The organism is Oligoflexus sp. (assembly GCF_035638955.1).
Lineage (GTDB): Bacteria > Bdellovibrionota_B > Oligoflexia > Oligoflexales > Oligoflexaceae > Oligoflexus.
On record NZ_DASQYZ010000282.1, the window covers coordinates 1 to 23,562 of the forward strand.

The 23,562-nt window shown below is 53.4% G+C and carries 19 protein-coding genes and 1 pseudogene; 6 read left to right on the forward strand and 14 right to left on the reverse strand.

Translation table 11 applies throughout. From position 1 onward, the window contains the following. Window positions 1-144 precede the first annotated feature (144 nt). Window positions 145-318, reverse strand: a pseudogene (locus VE954_RS25710) (gamma-glutamyltransferase); the annotation flags it as partial. A gap of 75 nt (window positions 319-393) precedes the next feature. Continuing rightward, window positions 394-1,971: a hybrid sensor histidine kinase/response regulator gene (locus VE954_RS25715; RefSeq protein WP_324958241.1), complete on the reverse strand. Its 1,578-nt coding sequence runs from the start codon at window positions 1,969-1,971 to the stop codon at window positions 394-396. A gap of 385 nt (window positions 1,972-2,356) precedes the next feature. Here VE954_RS25715 and VE954_RS25720 point away from each other — a divergent pair, with 385 nt between their 5' ends. Next, on the forward strand, window positions 2,357-3,385 hold the full coding sequence (locus tag VE954_RS25720; protein WP_324958243.1) for a YcaO-like family protein: 1,029 nt from the start codon (window positions 2,357-2,359) through the stop codon (window positions 3,383-3,385). Here VE954_RS25720 and VE954_RS25725 read toward each other — a convergent pair. The 3 genes from VE954_RS25725 to VE954_RS25735 all read right to left on the reverse strand — a co-directional run bounded on the left by VE954_RS25725 (window position 3,365) and on the right by VE954_RS25735 (window position 6,361). Next, window positions 3,365-5,086, reverse strand: a complete 1,722-nt coding sequence (locus VE954_RS25725; protein ID WP_324958245.1) for a HAMP domain-containing sensor histidine kinase — start codon at window positions 5,084-5,086, stop codon at window positions 3,365-3,367. The genes VE954_RS25720 and VE954_RS25725 overlap by 21 nt on opposite strands. Before the next feature lie 33 nt (window positions 5,087-5,119). Next, window positions 5,120-5,803 carry a response regulator transcription factor gene (locus VE954_RS25730; protein ID WP_324958247.1) on the reverse strand — a complete coding sequence of 228 codons (684 nt, stop codon included), beginning with the start codon at window positions 5,801-5,803 and terminating at the stop codon, window positions 5,120-5,122. Window positions 5,804-5,929: 126 nt separating this feature from the next. Beyond that, window positions 5,930-6,361 carry a hypothetical protein gene (locus VE954_RS25735; protein ID WP_324958249.1) on the reverse strand — a complete coding sequence of 144 codons (432 nt, stop codon included), beginning with the start codon at window positions 6,359-6,361 and terminating at the stop codon, window positions 5,930-5,932. A gap of 146 nt (window positions 6,362-6,507) precedes the next feature. On the opposite strand from VE954_RS25735, the gene VE954_RS25740 reads away from it, so the two are divergent. After that, complete coding sequence (locus VE954_RS25740) at window positions 6,508-7,803, forward strand: Vps62-related protein (RefSeq protein ID WP_324958251.1); 1,296 nt, start codon at window positions 6,508-6,510, stop codon at window positions 7,801-7,803. A 31-nt stretch (window positions 7,804-7,834) separates the two neighbouring features. On the opposite strand, the gene pepF is transcribed toward VE954_RS25740, so the two are convergent. The 3 genes from pepF to eno form a co-directional block, all read right to left on the reverse strand. Then, window positions 7,835-9,727, reverse strand: coding sequence for an oligoendopeptidase F (gene pepF / locus VE954_RS25745; RefSeq protein ID WP_324958253.1), 1,893 nt, complete (start codon window positions 9,725-9,727; stop codon window positions 7,835-7,837). Window positions 9,728-9,803: 76 nt separating this feature from the next. Then, on the reverse strand, window positions 9,804-10,214 hold the full coding sequence (locus tag VE954_RS25750; RefSeq protein ID WP_324958255.1) for a c-type cytochrome: 411 nt from the start codon (window positions 10,212-10,214) through the stop codon (window positions 9,804-9,806). Window positions 10,215-10,277: 63 nt separating this feature from the next. Then, entirely contained in the window at window positions 10,278-11,534 is a 1,257-nt protein-coding gene (eno, locus tag VE954_RS25755) for a phosphopyruvate hydratase (RefSeq protein ID WP_324958256.1), read from the reverse strand. A 332-nt stretch (window positions 11,535-11,866) separates the two neighbouring features. Here eno and VE954_RS25760 point away from each other — a divergent pair, with 332 nt between their 5' ends. Further along, the gene (locus VE954_RS25760) at window positions 11,867-13,366 is read left to right on the forward strand and encodes a hypothetical protein (RefSeq protein WP_324958258.1); all 1,500 of its coding nucleotides are present in this window, start codon (window positions 11,867-11,869) and stop codon (window positions 13,364-13,366) included. A 140-nt stretch (window positions 13,367-13,506) separates the two neighbouring features. Here the strand turns inward: VE954_RS25760 and VE954_RS25765 are convergent, their stop codons facing one another. Continuing rightward, entirely contained in the window at window positions 13,507-15,132 is a 1,626-nt protein-coding gene (locus tag VE954_RS25765; RefSeq protein ID WP_324958261.1) for a vWA domain-containing protein, read from the reverse strand. A gap of 249 nt (window positions 15,133-15,381) precedes the next feature. On the opposite strand from VE954_RS25765, the gene VE954_RS25770 reads away from it, so the two are divergent. Next, complete coding sequence (locus VE954_RS25770; RefSeq protein WP_324958263.1) at window positions 15,382-16,050, forward strand: DUF4360 domain-containing protein; 669 nt, start codon at window positions 15,382-15,384, stop codon at window positions 16,048-16,050. A gap of 1 nt (window position 16,051) precedes the next feature. Here VE954_RS25770 and VE954_RS25775 read toward each other — a convergent pair whose 3' ends face one another. From VE954_RS25775 to VE954_RS25795, 5 genes are all read right to left on the reverse strand, one after another. Continuing rightward, window positions 16,052-17,263: a threonine/serine ThrE exporter family protein gene (locus tag VE954_RS25775; RefSeq protein WP_324958265.1), complete on the reverse strand. Its 1,212-nt coding sequence runs from the start codon at window positions 17,261-17,263 to the stop codon at window positions 16,052-16,054. A 47-nt stretch (window positions 17,264-17,310) separates the two neighbouring features. Next, window positions 17,311-18,402, reverse strand: coding sequence for an A/G-specific adenine glycosylase (locus tag VE954_RS25780; RefSeq protein WP_324958268.1), 1,092 nt, complete (start codon window positions 18,400-18,402; stop codon window positions 17,311-17,313). A 12-nt stretch (window positions 18,403-18,414) separates the two neighbouring features. Next, window positions 18,415-18,852, reverse strand: a complete 438-nt coding sequence (locus VE954_RS25785; RefSeq protein ID WP_324958270.1) for a hypothetical protein — start codon at window positions 18,850-18,852, stop codon at window positions 18,415-18,417. A gap of 178 nt (window positions 18,853-19,030) precedes the next feature. Then, entirely contained in the window at window positions 19,031-19,819 is a 789-nt protein-coding gene (locus VE954_RS25790) for an enoyl-CoA hydratase/isomerase family protein (RefSeq protein WP_324958272.1), read from the reverse strand. Between the two features lie 9 nt (window positions 19,820-19,828). After that, on the reverse strand, window positions 19,829-20,695 hold the full coding sequence (locus VE954_RS25795; RefSeq protein ID WP_324958274.1) for a 3-hydroxybutyryl-CoA dehydrogenase: 867 nt from the start codon (window positions 20,693-20,695) through the stop codon (window positions 19,829-19,831). Window positions 20,696-20,894: 199 nt separating this feature from the next. On the opposite strand from VE954_RS25795, the gene VE954_RS25800 reads away from it, so the two are divergent. Both VE954_RS25800 and VE954_RS25805 read left to right on the forward strand, forming a co-directional pair. After that, on the forward strand, window positions 20,895-22,145 hold the full coding sequence (locus tag VE954_RS25800; RefSeq protein ID WP_324958276.1) for an anthranilate synthase component I family protein: 1,251 nt from the start codon (window positions 20,895-20,897) through the stop codon (window positions 22,143-22,145). A gap of 81 nt (window positions 22,146-22,226) precedes the next feature. Next, entirely contained in the window at window positions 22,227-23,561 is a 1,335-nt protein-coding gene (locus VE954_RS25805; RefSeq protein WP_324958278.1) for a tetratricopeptide repeat protein, read from the forward strand. The last annotated feature ends 1 nt before the right edge of the window (window position 23,562 follow it).

Consider the following 23,562-nt stretch of genomic DNA (forward strand, 5'->3'; position numbering starts at 1 on the left):
CTATAATGGCGAACCGACATGCCGACCCCCCCAATTTCCAGGCACATTTGGGATGACTTTACATGTCAATAAGAGCAGATTCACCAGCGAATAATACCGTCAATTGTATCAGGAGGCTGTCCGGCTGCTGGACCCATCCTCGGCTTTTAAGATGTCCAGGGCGACCTGAGTCGCAAGCGGTTGGCTCGTGGCGGCCATGCCATGCTGGGCGATCACCTCGGATCGACTGGCATGAGGCATGCCTGTCACGCGATCATAACTCCAGGCTTTTGGCATCGAAAAAGCACCCAGGCAAAGCAAAGTTAAAAAGGAACGCATGCGCGCCTCCGCAGGGTTGATCTTGTTGGTTTGTAAACCGAGCCAGCCGGCGAGGCAAGTTGATTCCTTAGGATATTAGAGCACCACGGCCTGACCTTCAACATTGAGCAGGTAAAAGAACTGCACAACGAAACAGGTGTTCGGACTCTGCGTGTCAATCCAGAGCCGACCCTGATGCGCTTCCACAAATTTGCGCGCCAGGCTCAGACCCACCCCCAGACCTTTGCCCGCGCTCTTTGTCATAAAAAAGGGCACAAAAATGCGCTCCTGTAACTCCGCTGGAATCCCTGGACCACTGTCGACAAACACAAGGTGAAGCGATTGATCCTTGCACTGCGCTTCCACTCGGATCCACTCCTCCACTGTGCCCTCGATGGCATCAAAGCTGTTGTTGAGAAGGATCAGGAAGACCTGCAGCAGCTGGGTCGGGTCGCCCCGTATAAAAAGGTGTGAGGGAATATCGGCGACGTCCAAACGCGTGGACCGTGATTTGATTTTACAGCGAAAAAGTTCCAAGGCTTCGTCCAGCACAGCCTGGATCTGAAGCAGCTGAAGGGATTCGGACGGGTCCCTATTATGCACCATGGTCCTGACGCCTTTGACAATCCGATCGATGCGTTTGACGTCCGTGCCAATGGAATTCAAAGCTCCTTTGATGCGTGAGGAACTGCTGACCGCATCGGCTTGCAAAAGCTTTTCCGCCACGATCGTGCGACCGGCGATGATGGCCAGATGATCCGCGATTTCATGGACAATGCTCGTAGCCAAAGCACCCAGACTGGAAAGCCCCTGCGACGCAATGAGAAGGCTCTGCTGATTGGCTATGATGACCGCATTTTCTTCCGCCTCCAGAAGGCGGCTGATGCACAATTCGGTCAGCTGAAGGGCTGATCGCATGGCTTCCAGGGGTCCGATTTTTCGAGGCTCCATACGGAAAAAACAGAGGGCGCCTTGAGCCTTCTGATTCATACGCAAGGGTATGGCAGCCCAGGCGACAGTGTCCTGATGGTAAAAGCTGGGTTCGACGCTCTGCAGAATATGAGGCAGCTCGCCCACGACATGATTCTGATAGGCGTGCGTAATGGTATCCAGTTCCCCCACCGTCGGATCCGAACAAAAGGTGATGGATTGCCCATCCGGGGTGCTGCGCACCACAAAACCAAAATGGACATCCAACACATCAGTCGTCAGTCCCAGAATTTTTTGAACCTTATCATGTAGGGTATATTCCGTATGCTCGGCGATTTTGTACAGATGGCGGCTCCAGTTGAGGCGCTTTTTCTGCTCCAAAGCCCGGCGTAGCGATTTTTCCAGATCAGAAGGTGTAAAAGGTTTAGTCAGATAATCCGCAGCGCCAAGCCTCATGCTCGAAATGATGGGCTCATTTTCAGAATAGCCGGTGATCAGAACAAAGGGAATTTCCGATCCTGACAGGCGCACCTGTTCCAGGATACTCACGCCATCCAGATCTGGCAGGCGAACATCGGCCATGACCACATCGAATTCTTCCGTCGCCAGCAGCCGCAGCGCATCACGGCCCCTTTCTGCTATGGCGACAACGCAGTTATTCCGCTCCAGGATCTCCTGGATATAGAAGCAGATATCGGGGTCATCATCAATAGCCAGGACTTTGGTTGGTTCTGCTGCCTTCATGTTCCATTCCCTCGGCGTGAGTGAGAGCATCCATTTTCCAGAATACAACCCACGGTCTTTTGATTTAAAAAGAAACACCACCCCTTATCCTAAGTTTATGAGTCTTGAACATTTACGCAAGTAATCTCAAGCCCTGCGGTGAATACCAAAATATCGTGCGAGTAAGAAAGCAGGAAAATTTTCTTAACTCAACTTCAAGGCCCAAGCATACGACATAGGCTTTGTTCGTTTGAGTCAAAGGCTTTGAGGATTGTCCTCCAAAGCTTAAACGTTAAGGAGTGTGCTTATGAAAAAGAAATATGCTTTGATCACTTACTAAGTTTCCAAAAGTGGGCTCGCAAGGGCCCACTTGCATCATGTGAACGCATGCCAAGGACCCATCGGTATGAACCAACCCCATCGTCCTTTTCTTTCGCTGCTGGAACTACTGCCAGAACCCTGGGAATTAATCGATACCTTTCAGGAAGCTTGCACGATTTCTGGTGTTTCATTTCAAATGGCTGGCTTGACCGCGCGACGGATTCAGGATCAAGTCACTGTCACCGGTAGTGCATGTGACTGTGAGAGTGATCCAGGGAATCGGGCGTGGTTTGAACTTTTGGAGCGCATCAGCCTGGTGACGGCACGTTCATTGCCGCCGTCGACCTGCTGGCGTCTGCGCCCGTGGAGCGACACTAACGCCCCCAGGCTGGCGACATCTCAGGAGCTCTTCGCCGGATCACCAACACCAGACCTTTGGACCCCTGCGAAATCCAACGGTGTGGCCATGGGTCCCACCTGGACAGCGGCTGGCCAGCATGCGCTCTTTGAATTGATTGAACGGCACCTGGTCCTGGCGTCCTGGTATGGGGCCATTCGACCTCGCCCGGTGATGTCGGAGGGACCGACCCATCTTTTGCCCTTAAAAAAGGCCTGGCGGGTGGAACATTATGATTTGGGACAATTTACGTGTGATGGTCTGACCGTACATGCCAGCGGCACTTTTCTTTGGCCCCAGCAGGCTGGTCCATCTGTAATTTATGGATTTGGCGCGCACAGCGATCCAGGTGCTGCCCTGGAAAAGAGCCGGAACGAAGCGTTACAACGGCTCTGTTTCTTGCATGATGCGGACGAGCCGGACGGATCCCCTATCTTTCGGCCTACGCCGGATTTCCATCAGGATTACTTTCTGCAAAAAGAACAGCAGGCCTTGCTCCGTCGATGGCTGTCTGGTGATCATTTTGAGCCACGTTATGCCCAAGCTCTGCCCATGTCAGGTTCAGCTTATGGGTTGGATCTGACGCCGCACCATTCATTCCCCGGTAGGGTGGTTCAGGTCTTTATAGCGGGTTGTCTGCCTTTGATATTCGGCCGCTTTCAGCCGCCTGAGTTTCCTGATCTGCCGGCGGATCGTTTAATTCATCCGATTATGTAAATCATCCTGCAGAGCCACAGCTGGCTTGGGCAATGACACAGGCGCTGGGGTTCGTCCTGACAGCAGGGGGCGCCGTGCCTCGATTTTTTGGGGTTTGCGCAACGTCAGGTGAAACTCGCAACCGACCTGATTCGTCGGCTGGACCAACTGCAGCGCGCCGCCGTAGAGTTCAATCAGGCGTTTGGTGAGCTTCAGGCCAATCCCTTCCTGCCCGGGTAAACGCTCGGCTTCTTCCGTTATGTAATGGAAGGTTTCTGCTGAGAGTCCGGTTCCATTATCCTTGATAACCAGCGTGAATTGTTCGGAGGCGTCATCGACGACCTGAATGGACAGCCGGGGCTCGGCAATCTGATGATCGATCAGGTTTTTCGCGGCATTGGAATAAAGGTTTAAGAGGACCTGATTGAGTTCCGGCTGGGGAATGGAGGCTTTCAGGTCTGGATCCAGATCGCAGTGCATGGCAATCGCCGAGAATTTCCGATTATCATAAAGGTACGACACCATCTTTAATGCGGATTGATGCGCCAGGCTCAACGAGGCCTCGCGATTCCCGCTCGACTGGTCACGTAAGGAGCTGCGGATATTTTTAATAAAATCCGTGGTCTGATCCAGGCTGAATCGCAGACGCTCGGCATACGATTTGTTTTGCTCCTGCTGGAAAGCATTCTGTTCATCGAGAACGGCAAGGCTGTAGCGCATGACCGTGAGCGGCGTCAGCAGATCGTGGACCAAAAGGCCTGTCAGGCGACCGAGCTGCAGGTAACGTGAGTCTTCGGCCTGGCGCAGGATCCAGCGGTGAATTTCCTTTTCATTTTCCGCATTTTTATCAATCAGATCGTTCAGGGTACGCTGGTAAAAAGCCAGGGTAGGGTTGGTGCTGAGCGCCAGCCCTTTGGATCGGTTGAGTTCGGATGCCTGAGCATGGAATACCACGACGTCCTGCAGACCCTTCATAATTTGCCTGCGCGAGGTCATCACCAGCTGGGCCATGAAGTAGAGTCCGGCTCCGGACATGATAATGGTCTGCAGGACGGCCTGCCAGTTGGGAATATCCGGGGTGGTGATGATCAAAGCAATCACAAAGGTCCAAAAAGCCCAAACGCTGCACGCCGACATGATTTCAAAACGTTGGAAAAGCTTATGATGGGTGGTCAGATCAATGTCTTTGAAAACATCAGACCAGTCCGCTTGCTCGTGAACTTCCTGGAGCAGGGTCGAGATCCGGTTGTGATAGCCGAGATAGGACATGCCGATCAGAAAGGAGAAGGTAAACGCGCAAATGCAAAGACCCTTGAGAAAAGCCATCCAAAGGGGATCTTCGCCGCGCCATACGGTTAAAGCAAAGATGAAACTGGGAATGACCTTGATGCTACTGACCATGCCGATGAAGAGAGCGCGATCACGAGGAAAGGACAGCATATTCCGATAAATGGTTTTCTTTTCGTCCAGTGATTTGAACTGCAGGAGGGAGGGATCCAATGTGGGAAAAAACAGGCGGCTGCGGGGCCAGAACCTGCGGAAAATTCTGATATCCGTGTGCTGACAGACCAGGTAGGCCGCCATGTCGATGAGATAGAAGGCAAGGAATTCGAGCCAGGTGGGCTTAAAGAAGAGCACAAGCATAGGGACAAGGGTTAGGGCCATGGACAGCCAAATCCTTGTTTCGCTGATAATCGGGTCTTTTTCCAGACTCTTGAGCAAGACGGGTACCCCATGGAGGGCCGCGTCCTGATTTTACGTGGGTGCAGTTTGGCTGGAGCTGGATTGCAATTCGTAGCCAGCGTCCGTACACACGATCGTCAATCCCAGAGCGGCAATTTTTCGACGAATGTTACTGAGATGCACGTCCAAAGTTTTATCTGAGACATTGATATCCTTCCACAGCGTCAGCACCAAATGTCGCCGTGGGACGATATGCTCAGGTGCCTGAAGAAATAGGCTGAGAATGCGATATTCCTTGGCAGTCAGTTCGCTCGATCTTTCGTTCCTTGTATAAAGGGTCATGCTCAAGGGGTCAAGCTTTACTGGTGAAATCTCCGCCTCATGGGTAGCATGGCGGTTCAGGAAAATATCAATTTTGACTTGAATTTCCGACTTGCTGAAGGGCTTGGATATGAAATCCAAAGCGCCAACGTCGAAGCTATTACGGATGGCATCCTGTTCATCCAGACCACTAACGATCAGAAAAGGCGTGCCTTTCAGATTCGGTGCGAAATCGTCAAAGACGGTGTGCAAGCTTCCGTCCGGGCACATCAAATCCAGGATCATCAGATCGGGAGCCGGCAGTGTTTGAAGACCTGTTCGAAACTGCTGAAGGGTGGAAAAAAAAGTCAGTTGATAGTTTCGACCCAGCATATCCTGATAGATGCCCTGCATTTGCAAATCATCTTCCAGAACCCATATGCATTTACCAGGCATGCGCGTGCTCCTCACCACAATTGTCCCACCAGACCTGGGCTAAAGGGTGCCAGGACGGGGGGATCTCGCGAGTACTCTCTAGATGATGCACGGTCGTATTCATGTATGGCCTCCAACATAAAGATATTAATATCTCAGATTTGGAGGTTTGCCAGGCCCTTTGTATTGCAGTGGTTTGAACTGAGCAGACACAACTAGACGGATTGTGTCAGTCTCTGACACGAGCTTCCCGCATGCAGCCCCTGTTTTTTCCGCGATATTCACTGTGCCAACAGCCTTTGCGATCCAGCTCGTGATTTTTTTTTCCGGCACACCCATCCGAGTCTGCCCTTCGGTAAATTTTTCTTTACCACACGCTTCTTCAATCGGCAGACGGCGCCTTGAAATGGAGCAGGAGCCTGAGCAGGGCATGAGGTATGACAAAATTAGGGTCTCATATTGGCACTTTCGAAATTCGAAACAGCTTCCCAGGTTGTTTTTGCCGCCCTGCTTCGCCCCGTATTTAGTGTTTTTTCGCTGAAAATTTGAAATTTCAGATTTCAGCGAAAATACCGCCATCCATCTCGCCCACATCAACTTGTCGTTTGTAACCGACTTTGTTATAGGCGTGGATAAGAACAAATTTCAGAACGCCGGGCGCCCCACGAAAGCCGCGATAACTCGCGGGTTGACGTTATCCCCTTGCGTTCACACAAGGGGAATACATGAACCTGGGCCTGAATCAGGACCGCGTGCGGCGGCGATTGTGTGCATTTTTACTGAGTTTTCTTTTCATGGGCGGCCAGAGTCTGCCTCTGTTGGCTGATGATTGGACCGCCTCCACATCCGAGGAAGAGGGTGATGCGTCGCCAGCGGTCTGTTCATCGGGTCTGGTGTCGGGGCTGCGTTGTTCCGGTCGTTACTGCGATAATATCGCGCTGAAGTGCAATAATAGCCTGAGTCCTGGTCATCGCGCCTGGTCATCGTATATTTCAGATGAGGGCAGTACGGAGGTTGTTTGTCCGGATGGGCGCTTTGTCGATGGCGTGCGATGTACGGGTCGTTTCTGCGATAATGTTTCGGTTCGCTGTGCGGAAGCGCCGGATCTTCAGCCGAACAGCTGCTACTGGGCGCCGAGTCTTTCCGAGGAGAATTCGGGCACCATCGACTTTGGATCGGGCACGTATTTGAAAGGCTTGCGCTGCAGTGGACGTTACTGTGACAACGTTCAACCCTATATTTGCCAGACGGAAAAACCTGCCTGCACCGACGAGACCTGTCGCGCCGAGCAGGCTCGACGCTTCGCCCCGGTCCTGCGCTTTGATCAGGTGCAAGGCGGCCCTGATAAATGTCTGCCAAGTGATGCCGGCCCATACTATGAGGCGCGGAAATCAGGTTCCCGGGAGCGGATCTGCTATACCGATGTGTCGGCCCTGGACAATGGCATGATTCCTATCTATTACGCCTATCAGGATTGCAGTCGCGAAACGACGGTGATCATGTACTGGTTCTTCTATGGTTACCAGGACACGTGTACCGGCAGTTGGGGTTCGCATGATGCCGATTGGGAACGCGTGGCGGTCAAGATTGGGAGTAACCGCGTGGAACGGGTCCAGTTTTATCAGCATGGTGGTCATTACACACGTCAGGGCAGTGAGCTGGAGTTTTTCGATGGCACTCATCCCGTGGCCTATGTGGGAAAAAATTCGCATGGGTCCTATCATGATTCGGGTGGGTCCGGCAGTTGCCTTTATTTTGAGGACTTTCGCAATCCTGGCAGCCGCGATCTTAAGCTGCAGACCTGGAATCATCTGGTCGAACTGAAGGATACGCCTGATGCTCCGGAATGGATGCGCACGAAATCAGCTGAACATTTCGATGGCATTCCCGGGCCTCTGGCACGGGGCATCAACCTTTGTGCGTTACCGGGATGTGATGGCAAGGATTTTCAGATTGGATCGGCACTTTGCTTTGGACAGTGCGGTTGTTCGAAGAGCTCGATTGGGGACGCGCCGCTTTAAAGGAAGAAAGGGGCCCCTGGCCCCCTTGTTTTCAGCTGGTTCGCATGCCGAGGACCAGCTTTTCAGCCTCGTCGAGGGCTTCCTTCATCGATTTGAAGGCGATGCTATAAGGCGTGGCACTGCTCATATCCACACCGCCCATTTTCAAAAGATCGATCGGATACTGGGAGCCGCCGGCCTTGAGCATCTTCAGATAGTTGTCACGGGCATTGGCTTCGCCGCTCTGAACTTTTTCCGCCAGGGCCGTGGACGCGATAAAGCTGGTCGTATACTGAAACATATAGAAGCTATTGAAGAAGTGGCCTACGTAAGCCCATTCTGTAGCGTAGATGGGATCCACCTTCACCACGCCTTCGGCCTCGCCGTAGTATTCGCGCAAGAGTTTCAGATAGGTTTGTTCCAGGACATCAGCGGTCAGTGTCCTGCCTTCCGAGGACAGGCGATGAATCTGGGCTTCGAAATCAGCGAAGAGCGCCTGACGGAACACGGTTGTCCTCCAGCTCTCCAGATACTGACCGAGGAGGAAGAGACGGGTCTTGTCATCCTTGGCTTCTTTCACGAGGTGATGATGCAATAGATTTTCGTTGAAGGTCGAGGCCACTTCAGCCACGAAAATAGGATAGTCCGCATACTGGAAAGGCTGCGTGGTGTTGGCGAGGTAGCTGTGACCCGCGTGACCGAACTCATGCAGGAAGGTCGAAACGCTTTCATAATCGTTATTATAGTTTAGCAGAACATAAGGATGAACGTCATAGGCTGAGCCGTCCATATAGGCCCCGGAGCGCTTGCCTTTTTTCGGATAAATATCCATCCAGCGTTCGGCCAGCGCCTTATCCAAAATCTTCCCATAGTCACTGCCCAGTGGCTGGATGGTGGCGTAAGCGATTTTTTTGGCTTCATCAAAGGTATATTGAGGCGTTTGTGCGCGAGACAAAGGCAGATAAAGATCGGAATACCTCAGTTCCTTCAGGCCCAGCATTTTCTGTTTCAGCTTCAGGTAACGCCAGAGCAGTTCCTTATGACCTTTGACCTGCTCCAGCATGGTGCTGTACACCGGCAGTGGGACGTTGGTCGTGCTGAGCGAGGCGGCCATATCACTGTCGTATTTTTGCAGGCGGGCGAAGAAATGATCGCGGTTGATCGCGGCTTCAAAAAGCCCGGCATAGGTTTCCCGGGTTTTCTTAAAGGAGCCGAAGAATTCCTTGAAAACCTTGTCGCGATCTTCGGCATCGGTCAGGGTCCGATACTTGGTATACGCGGCGTGAGTCAGCTCAACCTCTTCGCCGCTTTTCAGTTTAATTCTGGGAAAGGGATGGTTCAACGTGGAGAAGGTGCCGTAGATTTTATTCGAGGCGGCTGCCATCTGACTCGACTGCGCGGCGATTTCTGCGTCACGGGTGCTGAGGGTGTGATCGCGCAGACGCACAACGTTATCGAGTGCAAAGCGATAAGGCGCAAGGGCCGGATCGGCCTGCAATTTTTTTAGGCGAGCGGGCGGAATGGCCAGGATCTCGGGATTCATAAAGCTGGCTGCTTCGGACAGTTTGCTGCTGACTTTGGCCACACGCCCGACCAGTTCCTGGCCTTTGGGATCGTTACCATCCGCATCATTCATCCGCTGCGCATAGCCAGCCACGCGGGCAAACTGCTTGTTGATGGCATAGGCTGTTTTCAAACATTGAGCCAATTGCTGGGCACTGCGATTCAGCGTCCCTTTGCAGGCCGTAAGTTGGGGCAGGGATTTTTCCACGGTTTGTGCGGCAGCGTCCCAGGCGGCCTGATCGGCAAACAGGGCCTTCAGGTTCCAGTCGCTTGTTTCGCTCACGGCCGCAGGTGCTTGGGTTTCCGCAAGGCTGTGCTGAGGCATCAGGCCGAAGGCCAGGCAAAGACTCAGCAATCCTTGAGTGCTGAAGCGAAGATCCATAATTGACTCCTGATCGAGTAAATGAATGGGGAGTGAGACCCTGAACCTAAGCGTCGGGAGTCAAAGAGGTCAAGACCTATTGCGGGTGTGGCTCCGGTGTTTTCATCGCCGCGATCAAGGCGTTCAGCTCATCATCCGAGAATTGTCCCTGATAATTTGGCATAACTGGTTGATAGCCCGCCACGACTCGGGTCATCGGCGCAATAATGGATTCTTTTATATAGGCTTCATCGGCCACGATTTCAGATCCATCGGCAAGTTTGACCGTTTTGCCCCAAAGGTTATTAAGGACAGGCGCACGAAAGCTCGACCCAGGCTGATGGCAGCTGGTGCAGGCCTTGTCCTCGATCAGCATCCAGCCTCGTTCATAAGGGGTAGCGGCCGCATAGGCTGCAGCCTTTTTGTCACGCGCGGACTTATAAGCAATCCAGGCCAGGGCCCCCAGGAAGACCGCGAGGATCAACCAGACTCCGGGTTTCAGTTTCACAGCAGCTCTCCAAAAAATGCAAAAGCCCGCCTCAGAACGAAGCGGGCTCTGGTGTTGTTATGATCAACCGAAGCGTGCGGTCGAACCCAGTTCCTCTTCGATGCGGAGGAGCTGGTTGTACTTGCAAATACGGTCCGTGCGCGACGCGGATCCGGTCTTGATTTGACCGCAGCCCACAGCGACGGCCAGGTCAGCGATGGTCGCGTCTTCTGTTTCGCCGGAACGGTGCGAGATGATGCTGTTATAACCCGAACGTGTGGCCAGCGTGATCGCGTCCAGCGTTTCGGTCAGCGTTCCGATTTGATTCAATTTGATAAGGATGGCGTTGGCTGCATTCTGTTCGATGCCCTGCTGGAGTCGATTCGAGTTGGTCACAAAGAGGTCATCGCCGACGATCTGAACCTGATCACCGATTTCCGATGTCAGCATGCGGAAGCCTTCCCAATCATTTTCATCGAGGCCATCTTCGATCGACATGATGGGATAATCGCGGGCCAGACCGGCTAGGAACTTCACCATGCCTTCGCGATCAAAACCGCGTTTTTCGCCTTCCAGATAGTATTCGCCGTTTTTCCAGAATTCCGAGGCGGCTACGTCCAGGGCAATGCCAATATCTTCACCTGGCTTGAAACCAGCTTTTTGAATGGCTTCCATCAGAATATCCAAAGCCGCTTTGTTCGAGGTCAGGTCCGGAGCAAAGCCACCTTCATCACCAACGGCGGTGTTGAGTTTTTTCTCTTTCAAAACGGATTTCAAAGCATGGAAGACTTCCACGCCATAGCGCAGACTTTCACGGAAGGTGGGCGCGCCGAAGGGCACGATCATGAATTCCTGAAAATCGACATTGTTATCGGCATGGGCGCCGCCGTTGATGACGTTCATCATCGGCACCGGCAGACGGTTGGCGTGGACCCCACCCAGATAACGGTAAAGCGGCAGACCCACGGATTCTGCAGCGGCCTTCGCAACGGCCAGGGACACGCCGAGGATCGCGTTGGCGCCCAGATTGGTTTTATTGGGAGTCCCGTCCAGTTCGATCAGGAGATTATCAATTTCTGTTTGCGAGCAAACGTCGATGCCCAGGAGCTTGGGGGCCATACGATCCTTGACGTTGCCAATGGCTTTCAGAACGCCCTTGCCGCCGTAACGCTGCTTATCACCGTCCCGCAATTCGCAAGCTTCATACTGACCGGTCGAAGCGCCCGAGGGTACGGCTGCGCGTCCAAAATACCCTGATTCCGTCATGACTTCGACTTCGACGGTCGGATTGCCGCGTGAGTCGATAATTTCACGGGCGTTTACGTACGAAATAACACTCATGGTTTAGCTCCTGTGATGCGGACAGGCGAATCCCTTGAAAATCAAGAGCGGTCCTGAATTGCGACCCTTGCGGGGCCTATGAGGTGAGTATTCTGGCCCTTCCCCATTTGAAACGCAAGCCTTTGAAAGTTCCCTTTGGAAGACCATGGACTCAACCGTATTCCATGCGGCCGTCGAGCAGGATGCACGCTGTGCCCATGCTTTGTCTCGTGGACACCTTTCGCAAAACTATGCTATTCCTGACCTTTCCAAGGCACGCAAGCAAAAATCTGCTTCCAAATTCCGCGAGTGTCCAGCCAAAAAGCTGGAGTCGAGACAAGAAAGGATTCCGTATGCTAAAATACTCCTCCTGGAAAGATTATTTACCTAAATCTTTTCAGTGGTTGAGCCAACTTAAAATCGAAACCGCCACGATCCTTGCGCCTGACGCATGGAACCTGGTGGCCGTCCGCAATGAAAACGACAAGCTGCATCTCAGCAATTCTTTGCTTGATTCCGCACTCGTGGAACGCCTTTTAAAAGAAGTGGAAGCCCAAGGCTGGACTCCCGGGGAAAAGCAGATCCGCATTCAATTGGACGGCAAAAAATTTCTGCTCGTCGCCCAATCCGGCATCAAAACCAATCCTGTGCAGATAGCGCGGCAGTTGGGTTTGGATAGCGCGGCCGCGTTGTCCAAGAGTAAAATCAAGGATCTGTGCATTGCCGATACGGATAACCTGAAGGGCCTTGATGTCCTGGAAGGTTTCCTGATTGGGCAGGATGATGGCGCCGCCTTTAAGTCCAAATCCAATGCTGAATTCCCCAAAAAAGTATCGGTCGTCAGCAAGGATCCGGCGGAGCTGACCAAGCGTTTGGAAATGGCCAAAGCGCTCCTCTTCACGAAATGGCTCCAGGACGCGCCGAGCAATTTCATCAATCCCGAACAGTTCGCTGCCATCTCCAAAGACCTGTTCGAGAAATCAGCAGCGGAACTCGTGCTGCTCGGGCGCAAGGAAATGGAACAGCTCGGCATGGGTTCGTTCCTGAGCGTGGCCCATGGGGCGCAAAGCGACCCGAAACTGGTGGCGATCAAAATCGCCGGCAAAAACCCTGGGAAAACTGTGGCTCTGGTGGGCAAGGGAGTCACGTTTGATGCTGGTGGCATCAATATCAAGCCTTCCGCTGGCCTGGAAGAAATGAAATTCGATATGTCCGGCGCTGCCGCCGTGCTGGGCTCGGCCATGTATTTCACCGCGATCCAACCGCCGGTGAACGTCATCTGTGCTCTGGGCGCTGTGGAAAATATGCTGGGACCGAAAGCGACCAAGCCCGGTGACGTCGTCACGGCCTTCAACGGCAGAACGATTGAAATCCTGAATACCGATGCTGAAGGCCGCCTCGTGCTGGCCGACGTGCTGTCGTATGTTGTCGATAAATGGAAGCCGGAACTCGTGCTCGATATCGCAACGTTGACCGGTGCGGTGATCATGGGGCTCGGGCATGTCGGTGCAGGCATTATGGTCAAAGAACAGAAGACTGCCGACTTTTTGAAAAAGGTGAGCGAGCGCGTGGGCGAACCTCTCTGGCAGCTTCCGCTATGGCCTGAATTGGAATCGGAAGTGAATAGTCAGCTGGCGGATCTTAAAAACATCGCCAAGCCGAGCGTCAAAGCCGGACCCATCATGGGCGGCCTTTTCCTGCGCGAATTCGTCAAGGATTCCAACTGCGAATGGGCGCATATTGATATCGCCGGAACAGCCTGGACCTGCGGCGCGACCGGGTATCATACCAACGGCGGCAGTGCCTTCGGCGTGCGCTTCCTGGTGGGTGCAGCGGAAATGTTCCTTTCCTAAGAATGGCTTAAACCCCGATCCCCGCGGGGGTTTTAGAAAAATCTCACCGATGTGACGCTAAATTCGATTTCGCTCGCTTAAGGGCGATTTCGTCACTCTTGGGGAGAATCATTTGTCAGCCTGCGCCTGGACCTGAACGTCTATTTCTGAAGCGGCAACACATTGAGGAGTTCCAAAAACTCCTGACGCAAGCCGAGGGGATCATCCCCTACGGCGGCGGTCGCTCTTGCGCGGGCCGCATCGTAGCTGCCGGTGAGACCTTGGATGCCGCCCAATAATACGGCTGTCTCCGCGACCGCGAGTTGCCACTGCACATCAAGCGACGGCGACACGGCCAGGGCACTGCCGAGAGGTTCATCCAGCTTTTCACTCAGTGCGCCTTCTGGTGTTTTATAGCGCAATTTGAAGGTTCCTATTTCTGTGCGATCCGCTGCGGCGTTCAAGGCACCTTCGGTTTGATAAATTAAAGGATCCACACCAGCCGCCGGTTGGTAACTGCCGACAAAAGGTTCGCCTTCCGGACGAGGCGTAATTTCATAAAGGTAGGTTACCGATTGGCCCGAGCCTAGATCCCCGGCGTCCTTTTCATCCTTGTTGAATTCGTCATCCTGGAGCTGCCGCTCGGCATAGCCAATCAATCGCCAGGTCTTCACGAGGCGCGGATTGAATTCAATTTGAATTTTCACGTCCTTGGCGATGGTGACAATATTTCCCTTTAAATCATGGCCGAACACCTTATCGATTTCCCGCGTGGTATCGATAAAGAAGTAGTTGCCATTGCCATCACGGGCGACCGATTCCATTAAGGCGTCGTTGCTGGAATCACCAAAACCAAGGATGCTGAGGAAAATACCAGAATCGGCCTTGGCGCGAATGAGTTGCACCAGCTCATCAGCATTGGTGATGCCCAAATTGAAATCACCATCAGTGGCGAGAATGACCCGATTCACGGCCTGCGCGACAAACTGTTTTTGGGCGATGTCATAGGCCAGGCTAATGCCCGAACCTCCATTGGTACCGCCGCCAGCGCCCAGACGATTGATAGCTTGTTTGATTTTATCCTTTTCCACGCCCGCTGTAGAGTCCAGCACGACCTCGGTATAACCTGCATACGTTACGATGGCCATCCGGTCTTCAGGTTTCAGTGTGTCGGTGAGTTTGATGAGTGAAGCTTTCACCAAAGGCAATTTATCTTCGGCTGCCATGGAGCCTGACACATCGACGAGAAAGACCAAGTTTTTAGCAGGATCCACCCGGCCTAGATCCTTGGCTTTGACACCGATCGCCAAAACCTGGGCACCCGGGGTCCAGGGTGAAGCGACCAGCTGCTGATGGATCTGCACCATGCGGCCGTCGGTGGGAGCTGCGTAAGCGTAAGGAAAATAATTCAGAAAGTCCTCGGGACGCACTGTGTCTTTGGGAAAATAGCCATCGTTCTTGCGAATGCGTAAACGGCTGCGCGCATACGAGGCCGTGTCCACGTCGATGGAAACAGTGGAGAGCGGACTCTTATTGATATCCCGCCAGTTCAAGGTGCGGCCATTGGGGGATTCCGGGCCTGGCTGAGAGCCGATCTCGTCGGCAGATGCGGGACGGGACGGCAGGCTGATCGCGTCTGCCGAATGGTGGCCCGCGTTTGAAACCTGTTCTGCGGTTCCAGTCTGGATGCCTCCACGGGACCCGCCTGTTCGTCGAGGGCCCTGGCATTGAAAGGCCATCATAAAAAGCGTCAAAGCCATAAACACTCGTGTCAACGAAGCTGGCATGGTGGTCTCCAAGGGAATTGCATTCGGCTATGACCTTTCTTCGGTCATCCCGGCACCCTGCTCCAACGCAGCGGATTGTTATTCGTATTCCTGCGTATTCGCTTGCCAGATTCGGACCATTTTCCAGCCTGATGGTGGACTCACACAGAACACTTTTTTGCGGCGGTGGACGCAAAAGGTCCCTTGCGACGTTCCAGTTAGAAAGACGAGGGTTCATTTCGAACCCATCAGGATGATAAGGAAATTGCCATGAATAGAATAACCCAAGGAACGTTCGCCTGGCTGACAGTGCTGCTCACCTCCCAGGCTCTGGCCTCAGAGCCGGCTCCGACGGATCCTGCTCCAGATCAACCCACAGCCGTTCATCTTCGTTCTGTCACCTATAACGGGATCGGCTGCCCACCTGGAAATGCCGATTTTCAAGCGACCTATGATCCCATGGGCCACGGCCTTAAAATGACGATGACGCAGATCGTAGCCGAGTGGGGCGCAGGCATTTCCCTGGCTCAATCCCGCAGAAACTGCACTTTATCGATTGATCTGGGAGGGACCGAAGGCTGGCAGTACGCTCTGTCGCGTTTTAAAACAAGCGGCTTTGTGGATCTCGATCCTGGTGTCAATAGTGAAATCAAACTGTATTCTTTCTTCGATGGCAGTCCATCCCAATCCGTATCTCGTGTTTATAAAGGCCCTATTCGCACTGAGTTCGAGGCCCAGGATGTTTGGCCTTTGACGACTTTGCAATGGTCCAACTGCGAGACACCGCGAAAACTGAACGTTAACTTTGCCATCAAAGTGTTTCCGGACCGACCTGCTCCCAAGCCGAACATGAATGCCGTCGGTTCTATGTTGATTGGTTCGGAGTGGAGTTCTGCCGGGCTGGACCTGGGCTTGGTCTGGCGCCGCTGCCCATCCTGATTTAAAGACTGCGCCGCGGGGGAATCACAGTGTTGCCGAAGAACATGCCAGCGACTATGGAAACGGCAATGATCACCACTGTGAATACCGCGGTGACGGTATCCATCACATCGCGCTCAAACATCGCGATAAATCCATTGTAGTTAATCGAACCAGGCACGATCAAAATTATGCCCGGCAGCATCGTAATCAATCCAGGTCGCCGCAGAATACGGGCCAGAAGATTACTCACCATCGCCACAAAAGCCCCCGCTACGAAAAACGTGAGTTCGGTTCCAAGCAGATTGGTGCCAATACGGGCGATGCAATACGAGGCCACCGAAACCAGAAAAGCCGAAGGCATATTGCGTGGACGCACACGAAAGAGCAGCAGAAATCCAAAGGCCAGGCCAGCCACACCCGGGAGTTCCGTCCAGGCGGGCAGGAGCCCAAGATTCGGATCGAAGGCGGCGGGTGCAGTCGGTTTGAGAATGGCTTTGGTTAAAGCCACTGTGAACACAACCTTCAAAAGCTCGCCCGTGGCACCCGCGAGACGTGCGGTTCCCGATAAAAGATTTTTCGTGGAGAGCTCAACAAAGGAAACGACCAAAGCCAGGCCGGGCAGCAGCACAATCACACCAGCCAGGATAACTTTATCCTGTGACAGACCGGGAAGATAAGGGCCCAGCACGCTGACCAGCAGCACCGAAATAAAAGAGGCGAGGGCACCAAAAAGCTGCCGCATGGGCAGCCAGCGACTCCCGAAGATATCCAACACGCCGACCAGGAGTCCGATCAGAGTCGCCAGCGCGAGATCTGTCCATGTGCCTCGCAAGGCGGTGATCATGCCACCTGAGGCCAAAGCGTAGCTCACGACCATGAGCCACTTGGGGAAATCCAAGGCGCCGAGGTGAATGCTTTCGATGGTCTGGGTGCCTTCCAGAAGACTGCGCTTACCGGCAATCACCAGATCGGCGGCTTCATCGATGCGACTGAGTTTGGATAGATCGATCTGTCCTGGTTCGGTGCGAATCACCACTGTCCTTTGCTGTTCCCCTTTGGAAAAGCTGGCAATGATGCCCGTTGGAAACGCGAGCAATTCACAGTGCAAATCGAGTTTCATTCCGGTTTTGGTCAGCGCCCGCTCCAGGTGGTGAGCCGCGGCTCCACAGCCGTGGAGGGAGCGGCCGAGCAGGAGTATAAAATCAACCTTGGCATTGAACAGCAAATCCATGGGAATCCCTTGCAGTCAGCGGCCGGAAGCTGGCCCAGGGATTTAGCTTAGCTGGTTTGAGTAAATTTGCCTAGAAAGAGGTGCAGGGCCTTGCGATCCAGGTTGCTCACGAGTTGACTTTCCGCCTGATCCAGGGGAATCCAGGTCATTTCGCGCGCGTCGCCTCGCCATTCTTTGTGGTGAACGAAGGCTTGAATTTTATGCCTTGTGATCGAGTGCTTGAAACTGCCGAAGGAATCGGGTTCGAAATTCCAGTGGCCGGCCTGTTCCCAGCGCAGTCGCCCTTCCGCTTCCAGAGCCGTTGGCAAACCCAGAGTGCCGCCTAAAAATCTGGCCTCTTTGGAACGCTTCACCAATCCAATCTTATTATCCCGCAGCAAAAGCCAAAGATGCATGCGCACATCTTCATATTCCATGGGCTTGCGTGGGGCGGGTGCCAGATTCTGGCTGCCGGCGGCATAGGCCGCACAATAGTTCTGCACAGGACACACAAGGCAACGTGGATTCTGTTTGATGCAAATGGTTTGCCCCAATTCCATCACTGCCTGGTTATAATCCCCTGGGGCTGTTCTCGGGATCAGGTGATCGCCGATCGCTTGAAATTCTTTTTTTAATTTTTGATCGGGCACCACACGTCGATCGAGCAAGCGACAGAAGACGCGTTCGACATTCCCATCCACCACCGCTTTCACTTCCTGAAAGGCGATGCTGCTGACCGCCGCGGCTGTGTAATCACCTATGCCTGGCAATTCACGCCATTCCTTGAAGGTGCGAGGCCAATGAAAGGGTTGACGTGCGGCCAGGACCTGGGCGGCTTCATGCATGAGACGAAAACGCCGGTAGTAACCCAGACCGCGACAGGCCAGGCGGACTTGATCTTCGCTGGCCGCAGCCAGAGCTTTCAAATTGGGAAAGACTCCGAGAAAACGCTCATAGGCAGGAAGGACAGCCTGAATCGTCGTCTGTTGCAGCATGATCTCACTGATCCAGATGACATAAGGATCGGCTGATTCCAAAAAACGCTGGCGCCAGGGAAGGGCTCGTTTATTTTTTTGATACCAGGTGACCAGTACGCTCCCGATTGACGAATCGGGAACGTTCCGCATCAAGTGCTGGCTCGATTGGGACGAAACTGTCAATGAATAAAATCCTTAGGCCTTTTTACTGGCCTTCTTTTTTCGAGCGCCGGTCGTGGTGCTTTTTTTCGTGCTCCCACCACCCGCGGATTTTTCCGAAGTCGATGCGGTCGTCTTGGGTTTGGTCTTGGACGCTTTCGGTTGCATGTTCAGGCGACTGGCGGCTTTTTCCGTCGTCGTCTTCACACTTTTTTCCAGCTTTTCCAAATTCACACCGTACTTGCCAGCGGCGACTTTCAGATCCTTATAGAATTTATCGAAAGCTGGTTCGAGCTTCTTAATCTGCGTGTCAACCAGCTTTTCGAATTCCTTCTTTTTCTCAACGACACTTTTGTTGCTAGCGGCTTTGTTGGCAGCATCTTTAATTTTGCCGATCAAGACCTCTCCTTCGCGTTCCAGGGTTTTTTGCAGCTTATTCAAATCGACCTGTACTTTAGTGAGTATCTCATTCATAACCCATCGTCCTTGTAATAGAGCCTGTGAAAACGAGCCCCGCAGCATCTGGCTTCACGTGTACAGCCTATCCAGCCAAGGAATACAGAAGTTCAGATCCGGGAGTCACGGTATCATAAAGGAGCAATCGGCAAATTTCCAGTTAAAGTCTGCGCTCATGCATGCGTAGCTCCATCGTTTAGTTGGAAAAATTGGCCTTACGCTTTTCCAAGAAAGCACTCAGTCCTTCTTTGGCTTCCTGGCCGGTAAAACAGCTCGCGAAGGCTGTGACCTCGGCTGCAAGCCCATGCTCCAAGGGAATTTCCAGCGAAGCCCGAGCCAGCTTCTTGGTTTCAGCCACAGGCTGTGGCGCGGCGCGACCGATATTTTTTAGGATTTGCGCAAGGGCTGCATCGAGCTCTTCAGTCGTAGCTACAGTGGAAACTAAACCCAACTGCCAGGCTTCGCGCCCATTTAATTTACGACCTGCGCATAAGATTTCCATGGCCAGGGGCAGACCCACACGACGAGCCAGACGCTGGGTCCCGCCAAATCCGGGGATCAGACCAAGGTCGACTTCTGGCTGGCCAAACAAAGCTTTTTCAGAAGCGACAATGATGTCGCAAGCCATGGCCAGTTCACAGCCACCACCCAGAGCAAAACCCTGGACCCGGGCTATGGTCAAATAAGGGGCGGACTCCAAACGTCGGGTTGTATCCTGACCCAGTCTTCCGAATTGCAGGGCTTCCTGCGTTGTCATCTCGCGCATAGCGGCAATATCAGCACCGGCTACGAACGCCTTATCCCCAGCCCCGGTCAGAACCAGAGCGCGCAGACCGGCAGTAAGCTCACGGTTGTCCAGAATCACATTCAGTTCGCGAAGCACCTGTGCGTTGAGTGCATTCAAAACTTTCGGACGATTGATGGTGACTGTGGCGATGTTACCTTCGCGTGACCATAGCAAAGTCTCAAGTTGTGGTTGAGTCATGTCTGCTCCTTATTTCTGCGAATAGTTGTAAACACCACGGCCGGTTTTGCGACCCAGATAACCGGCTTCCACATATTTCACCAGCAGCGGACTGGGTCGATAACGAGGATCACCCAGACCCTCATGCAGAACTTTAATAATCGCAAGGCAGGTATCCAGGCCAATGAAATCCGCTAAAGTCAGGGGACCCATCGGCTGATTGGTCCCGAGCTTCATACCTTTATCGATATCCTCGGCGCTCGCCACGCCTTCCATCAGGACGGTAAAAGCTTCATTGATCATCGGCATCAGAATGCGATTGATCACAAAACCAGGATAATCCTGGGAACGGGTCACTTCCTTATCAAGGCCCTGAGCAAGTTTGACAACCCGATCGATCGTGGCTTCGGAACTGGTCATCGAAGGGATGATCTCAACCAGTTTCATCAAAGGCACAGGGTTCATAAAATGCATACCGATCACTTGCTCGGGACGGCCGGTGGCAGCCGCCAGCCTCGTGATAGGAATCGATGAGGTGTTGCTGGCTAAAATGCAGGCGCTTTGCGTGATTTCATCCAGTTCGCGAAAGATTTTTATTTTGAGCGATTCATTTTCACTCACCGCTTCGATCACAAGATCGGCCTGGCTGAGATCGCGCATCTGTGTCGAAAACTGCAGACGACTCAGGACGGTGGATGCGGTTTCGCTGCCGAGAAGGCCTTTGCTTTCCAGTTTGCTCAGCGAGGTGGAAATGCCTTTTTTTGCTCCTTCGAGCTGCGCATCCTTTATATCTATAAGGGTCACCTGCAGACCCTTCATGGCGCAAACCTGAGCGATACCACTGCCCATCTGGCCTGAGCCGATCACGCCGACCTTGTCAAATCCTGCGATACTCATAGAAAATCCTATCCAAAATGGGGAATCACGAGGGCCTCATGATACTCACGGCGGACGAAAATGCAAAGCTGAGCTGAAGCCCGTCACTAAGGCCAATTTCAGGGCCTGACGGCTTCGCTTCACGCCGACTTCGCCCTCGACTTCCCGCTCGCAGTTGGGCAAAGTTCCCTCGCTGGAAACGGTGGCGGAGGAATCTCGCATGTCCTTGCAAAGACAGGTTCTCGCTCTCGATAACCTCTGGTTTGATGATTTCTGGACGGCCATCGGTCGCCTCGCGCCGGATCAGCGACTTTTGGTCCTGGGTGGGCGTGGCTCGCGTCAGTCCATGCTGGCCCTGAGTTGGGATGAGGTGCCCTGGCCCGATTTTCTACAGCAATCGGCAAGTGTCGTCCCGCGTGCCTCTGGGGAAGGTTGGACCACAGGCCACCTGGCCATCGGTTGTTATGATGAAAATGAGGTCGAAAGCCAGCTGCACTCCCGGGCCTTTCGAGTGAAGCGAAGCCTCATTATTGATCATAGGGACCGCCGTGCTGAGATTTGTCAGGATTATGATTGGGCCAGCTGCCGTCAGCAGGTGCTCTTTCCGCCGACCCGTGCGCAGATCCATTCGGTCTGGGAACGGCTTCCGCAGTGGCGAAGCACCTGGACCGATGCCATGTATCAGGACACTGTGCGCGGGGCTCTCGAGGAGATTCGCCGCGGCCGTTATTATCAGATCAACCTCCTGCGGTACTGGTTTTCCGATGATCCCATCAGCCGCCGGCAATGGCTCGCGCAGCTGACGAAAATGGGCGGCCCTTTTTCGGCCTATATAGAAATCCCGGACCTGCAGATGGTGTCCTTTAGCCCGGAACGTTTTTTTCGAGTCACGACCGATGCGAAGGGAAGCTGGATTGAAACCGAACCCATCAAAGGCACGCGGCCGGTTTCGACCGATCCCGAGCTCGACCGTCAGCAAAAGGCTGCGCTCCTGGCCAGTGAGAAGGATGCTGCTGAACTTAATATGATCGTCGATCTTCTTCGGAATGATCTCCACAAGGTCTGTCGTCCTTCCAGCGTCAAGGTCCTGGACCCAGGATCCTTGCAAAGCTTCTCCAACGTGCATCACCGCGTTGCGCGGATCCAAGGCCTTTTACAGAATGGTGTTAGCATGGGATCACTCATGCGAGCCTTATGCCCCGGCGGATCCATCACCGGAGCCCCTAAACATGAGGTGATGCAGGCGATTCGTGAAAAGGAATTGCGCCCTCGTGAATTATTTATGGGTAATATCCTATATAAAGACGCCTGGACCGGCCGCCTCGATTCCTCGATATTGATCCGAACCGCCGTTCGCAAACATCGTTGGGAGTTCGCTGCTGGCAGTGGCCTCGTGATCCATAGCGAGCCGGCCGAGGAGCTTGCGGAGATTCTGACCAAAGCCCGGGTTCTGCTCGGAGAATTCGTTTAGGTTACGCGGCGTTTTGCGGCTTAGGGCAAATCCGGTATACTCGTACTTTGAAGTTGGCGAAGAAGCGGCAAGGAGAGTCCCGTGGAAAACAACCAGGAAGTCAACGCGATTATACTGACCAAGCGAGCTGACATTCGCGATGCAGTTCGCCAGGCGTTCAAGGCTCAAGGCATCAAGCCGGCCGCCCTTGTTTCCACCACCGATGACAAGGAATTCACCGAGAAGCTCGAGGAAACCGGCTACTGCATGGTGGTGCTCGACTGGGAATATGGGCCTGACAGGATCAGCCAGATCATGACGAACAATCGCAAAAAAAGTCGTTTGGAATCCCATCCGGTATTCCTGATCGCTGCGCATGAAGACGACAATATCGTGTCCATGGCCCGTGAATTTTTTATTCAGTATATTGCCGTCGGTGAAGTGAACATGGACACCATACGGAGCCAGATCAAAGGTCTCGTCAAGGATTACCTGAACGTCTCACCCGTGCGCAAGATGCTGCTGGCCGTGGAATCCGCGCGACAGTCCGATCACATCCCCCAGGCTGCCGAAATGTTGGAACGTTTGCTGGAAAAGCAGGCGGACAATCAGCGCGTGGTGGTGGAACTTGCCGAATGTTACATCCTGCAAAATGAGTGGGGCAGGGCGGAAACGTTGCTAAAGGGATTCATCAATACGGAAGACTGCTACGCACGGATTAAACATCTGTACGCGCGCTGCCGCTTGAAAAACGGTGATCATGCTGGAGCCATTGCCTCGCTCAAAGGGGCCCAGCTCATTAGTCCTTATAATGTGGAACGCCTGATTGAACTCGGCAATATCTTTCTGAAGGTGGATAAGCCTGAGGAAGCCGAAGCCGCCTTTGGCGAGGTGCTGAATTTCGCTCCGGGTTCAAAAGAGGCCAAAATCGGCAAGAGTACCAGCAAAATGCTGATGGGCGAAGTCAACGACGCGCTGGCGCTCTTGAATGAATTTGCCAGCCCACGCGAACTGAGTGCCGTCTTCAATACCGCCGCGATCCTTGCCATTCGCCAGAAACGTTACGATGCCGGCTTTGAGCTGTATCAAAAGGCCCTGCAAATCCTGTCGAAAAAACCCAAGCTGGTGGCCCGCATTCTCTATAACATGGGCATTGGTTATGTAAAATTCGGCAAGCCTGAAAAAGGCCTCAAATGTTTTGAAAAGTCCGCGGAAGCCGATCCCGACTTTGCCGATGCGTCGCATAACATCAAGATTCTGAAAACAGCGACGCAAAGTCCTCAGCCACGTTCGCAGGTGGTCGATGAGCAGCACGAGCTGCTGGACGGGTTGGAGGAACGCTTCACCACGACCATGCCGATGATTGATGTTGGCACTGGGGACGATGATGAAGTACAACTCGATGATGTACTGTCTGATATTGTTAAAGTGGGATAGT

What these genes read in the sequence shown, in the direction of transcription:
- VE954_RS25800 (WP_324958276.1), top strand. Translation starts at nt 20,895, where the DNA reads ATGTCCTTGCAAAGACAGGTTCTCGCTCTCGATAACCTCTGGTTTGAT.
- eno (WP_324958256.1), bottom strand. Translation starts at nt 11,534, where the DNA reads ATGAGTGTTATTTCGTACGTAAACGCCCGTGAAATTATCGACTCACGC.
- VE954_RS25790 (WP_324958272.1), bottom strand. Translation starts at nt 19,819, where the DNA reads ATGACTCAACCACAACTTGAGACTTTGCTATGGTCACGCGAAGGTAAC.
- VE954_RS25735 (WP_324958249.1), bottom strand. Translation starts at nt 6,361, where the DNA reads ATGGCGGTATTTTCGCTGAAATCTGAAATTTCAAATTTTCAGCGAAAA.
- pepF (WP_324958253.1), bottom strand. Translation starts at nt 9,727, where the DNA reads ATGGATCTTCGCTTCAGCACTCAAGGATTGCTGAGTCTTTGCCTGGCC.
- VE954_RS25795 (WP_324958274.1), bottom strand. Translation starts at nt 20,695, where the DNA reads ATGAGTATCGCAGGATTTGACAAGGTCGGCGTGATCGGCTCAGGCCAG.
- VE954_RS25765 (WP_324958261.1), bottom strand. Translation starts at nt 15,132, where the DNA reads ATGCCAGCTTCGTTGACACGAGTGTTTATGGCTTTGACGCTTTTTATG.
- VE954_RS25720 (WP_324958243.1), top strand. Translation starts at nt 2,357, where the DNA reads ATGAACCAACCCCATCGTCCTTTTCTTTCGCTGCTGGAACTACTGCCA.
- VE954_RS25775 (WP_324958265.1), bottom strand. Translation starts at nt 17,263, where the DNA reads ATGGATTTGCTGTTCAATGCCAAGGTTGATTTTATACTCCTGCTCGGC.
- VE954_RS25730 (WP_324958247.1), bottom strand. Translation starts at nt 5,803, where the DNA reads ATGCCTGGTAAATGCATATGGGTTCTGGAAGATGATTTGCAAATGCAG.
- VE954_RS25715 (WP_324958241.1), bottom strand. Translation starts at nt 1,971, where the DNA reads ATGAAGGCAGCAGAACCAACCAAAGTCCTGGCTATTGATGATGACCCC.
- VE954_RS25760 (WP_324958258.1), top strand. Translation starts at nt 11,867, where the DNA reads ATGCTAAAATACTCCTCCTGGAAAGATTATTTACCTAAATCTTTTCAG.
- VE954_RS25785 (WP_324958270.1), bottom strand. Translation starts at nt 18,852, where the DNA reads ATGAATGAGATACTCACTAAAGTACAGGTCGATTTGAATAAGCTGCAA.
- VE954_RS25740 (WP_324958251.1), top strand. Translation starts at nt 6,508, where the DNA reads ATGAACCTGGGCCTGAATCAGGACCGCGTGCGGCGGCGATTGTGTGCA.
- VE954_RS25770 (WP_324958263.1), top strand. Translation starts at nt 15,382, where the DNA reads ATGAATAGAATAACCCAAGGAACGTTCGCCTGGCTGACAGTGCTGCTC.